Genomic DNA, 2,874 nt, shown 5'->3' with positions numbered 1-2,874 from the left:
GGGGTGATGGCGCCGGCGCGTTCGGCAGCGCTGGCATAGTCGACGTCGCCGACCAGCTTGGTCTTGCCATCCCGCTCGATGCGGTTGATGCCCACGTCGATCACGGTGGCGCCTTCCTTGATCCAGTCGCCAGGCACCATTTCGGGGCGACCGACAGCGGCCACGACGATATCGGCGCGGCGGACCACATCCGGCAGATCTTTGGTGCGCGAATGCGCGATGGTCACGGTGCAGCTGTCCCCCAGCAGCAGCTGCGCCATCGGCTTGCCCACGATGTTCGAGCGACCGATGACAACCGCATCCATGCCCGACAGCGACCCGTGGTGATCGCGCAGCATCATCAGGCAGCCCAGCGGGGTGCAGGGCACCATCGATTTCTGACCGGTGCCCAAAAGGCCCACGTTCGAGATATGGAAACCGTCCACATCCTTGGCCGGATCGATCGAATTGATCACCAGATCCTCGTTCAGGTGCTTGGGCAGCGGCAACTGGACCAGAATGCCATGCACCGCCGGGTCGGTGTTCAGTTTGTCGATCAGCGCCAGCAGCTCTGCCTCCGAGGTCTCCGCATCCAGCTTGTGCTCATACGAGTTCATGCCGACCTCGACGGTCATCTTGCCCTTCGAGCGGACATAGACCTGGCTGGCCGGATCCTCGCCCACCAGAACCACGGCCAGGCCGGGGGTGATGCCGTTTTCCTCTTTCAGCTTTGCAACCTGATCGGCCACCTGCGCGCGCACTTTGGCGGCAAAGGCCTTCCCGTCGATAACCTGCGCTACCATCCTTTGGTCCCTTCTTTCAAAACCCAAACGGGCGCAGAACGCGCCCGGTCTTTACTCGGGGCCGAGCACACGTTCCTCACGTGCAATCGACCAGTCAATCAGAATGCGCCAGAGCGTTTCGGACAAATCGGGGTCCATCCCCGCCGCCTGCGAACTGGCGCGCACCTTTTGCACCACATCCTCGACCCGGTCCGGGATGCGGGCGGGCAGGCCCTCGCCCGGCTTCAGCTCAGACGCGCGGTCGATATAGCTTGCGCGCCTCACCAGCATCCCGATCAGCTGGCGGTCCAGCCTGTCGATCTGAACCCGCAGATCCCGCATCGAATGGCAGTCCTGCGGCGGTGTCAGAGTGGGCATCATCGTCTCCTCATGGCCCGGGGGTCCCGGACCACGAGATGTCTTATTCAGCGGCTTAGAACAAGCCCTCGATCTCACCTGCGTCATTGAGGCAGATGGTTTCCGCGGCCGGTTTGCGGGGCAGGCCCGGCATGGTCATGATCTCACCGCAGACAACCACGATAAAGCCCGCGCCCGCGCTCAGGCGGACTTCACGCACCGGCACCGAATGGCCGGTGGGCGCGCCCCGCAAGCTCGGGTCGGTCGAGAAGCTGTACTGGGTTTTCGCCATGCAGACCGGCAGGTTGCCATACCCCGCAGCTTCCCATTCTTTCAGCTGCGTGCGGATCTTGTTGTCGGCCAGAACCTCGTCGGCGCGGTAGATGCGCTTGGCGATGGTTTCGATCTTCTCAAACAGCGGCATCTCGTCGGGGTAGATCGGCGCGAAGTTCGCAGACCCCCCTTCGACGATTTCCACAACCTTGCGGGCCAGATCGGCAGAGCCTTCCGAGCCCAGTTCCCAGTGGCGCGACAGAACCGCCTCGACCCCGTGAGAGGAACAATAATCCTTCACCGCCTGAACCTCGGCATCGGTGTCGGTGACAAAGTGGTTGATGGCGACAACAACCGGCACACCGAACGACTTCACGTTCTCGATATGGCGGCCCAGGTTGGCGCAGCCCGCCTTGACCGCATCGACATTCTCGGCGCCCAGATCGGCCTTGGCGACACCGCCATTCATCTTCATCGCCCGCACGGTGGCAACCAGAACCACGGCAGAGGGCGCAATGCCCGCCTTGCGGCACTTGATGTTCATGAACTTCTCGGCACCCAGATCGGCGCCAAAGCCCGCCTCGGTCACCACATAGTCAGCCACTTTCAGCGCGGTCCTGGTGGCAATGACCGAGTTGCAGCCATGCGCGATGTTGGCGAACGGGCCGCCATGGACAAAGGCCGGGTTGTTTTCCAGCGTCTGCACCAGGTTCGGCTGCATCGCGTCTTTCAGCAGAACGGTCATCGCACCTTCGGCCTTGATGTCGCGGCAGTAGACCGGGGTCTTGTCGCGGCGATAGGCCACGATGATGTCACCCAGACGCTTTTCCAGATCCTTCAAGTCGTTGGCCAGACACAGGATCGCCATGACCTCGGACGCCACAGTGATGTCAAAACCTGTTTCGCGCGGGAACCCGTTCGACACGCCGCCCAGGCTGGCAGTAATCTGGCGCAGGGCGCGGTCGTTCATGTCAACCACACGACGCCATGCGACCCGGCGGGTGTCGATCTCGCATTCATTGCCCCAGTAGATGTGGTTGTCGATCATCGCCGACAGCAGCGAATGGGCCGAGGTGATCGCGTGGAAATCGCCGGTGAAGTGCAGGTTCATCTCTTCCATCGGAACAACCTGCGCATAGCCGCCCCCCGCAGCGCCGCCCTTCATGCCGAAGTTCGGACCCAGCGAGGCCTCGCGGATACAGATCATCGCATTCTTGCCGATCCGGTTCAGACCGTCACCCAGACCAACCGTTGTGGTCGTCTTGCCTTCACCCGCAGGCGTCGGGTTGATCGCCGTCACCAGCACCAGCTTGCCGTCCTCACGACCCTGCACCGAGTTGATGAACTCCTGGCTCACCTTCGCCTTGTCATGCCCATACGGCAAAAGATCATCACTGGATATTCCAAGCTTCGCGCCGATCTCCTGGATCGGCTTCTTATTCGCTTCACGCGCAATTTCGATGTCGGATTTATAGCTCATTGG

General features: G+C 61.9%; 3 protein-coding genes. All 3 read right to left on the bottom strand.

The features are described from left to right. On the bottom strand, positions 1-782 hold a 782-nt coding region (locus ACR0CE_RS20405), incomplete at its 3' end, for a bifunctional methylenetetrahydrofolate dehydrogenase/methenyltetrahydrofolate cyclohydrolase (protein ID WP_480833601.1). Between the two features lie 51 nt (positions 783-833). Then, a complete protein-coding gene (locus ACR0CE_RS20400; protein ID WP_480473724.1) occupies positions 834-1,139 on the bottom strand; it encodes a chorismate mutase in 306 nt (101 codons plus the stop codon). A gap of 55 nt (positions 1,140-1,194) precedes the next feature. After that, positions 1,195-2,871, bottom strand: a complete 1,677-nt coding sequence (locus tag ACR0CE_RS20395) for a formate--tetrahydrofolate ligase (protein WP_480540092.1) — start codon at positions 2,869-2,871, stop codon at positions 1,195-1,197. Positions 2,872-2,874 lie beyond the last annotated feature (3 nt).

The organism is Ruegeria sp. L11 (assembly GCF_056531755.1).
The sequence above is the reverse complement of the archived record's forward strand: the minus strand, read 5'-3'. Positions and strand labels throughout refer to the sequence as shown.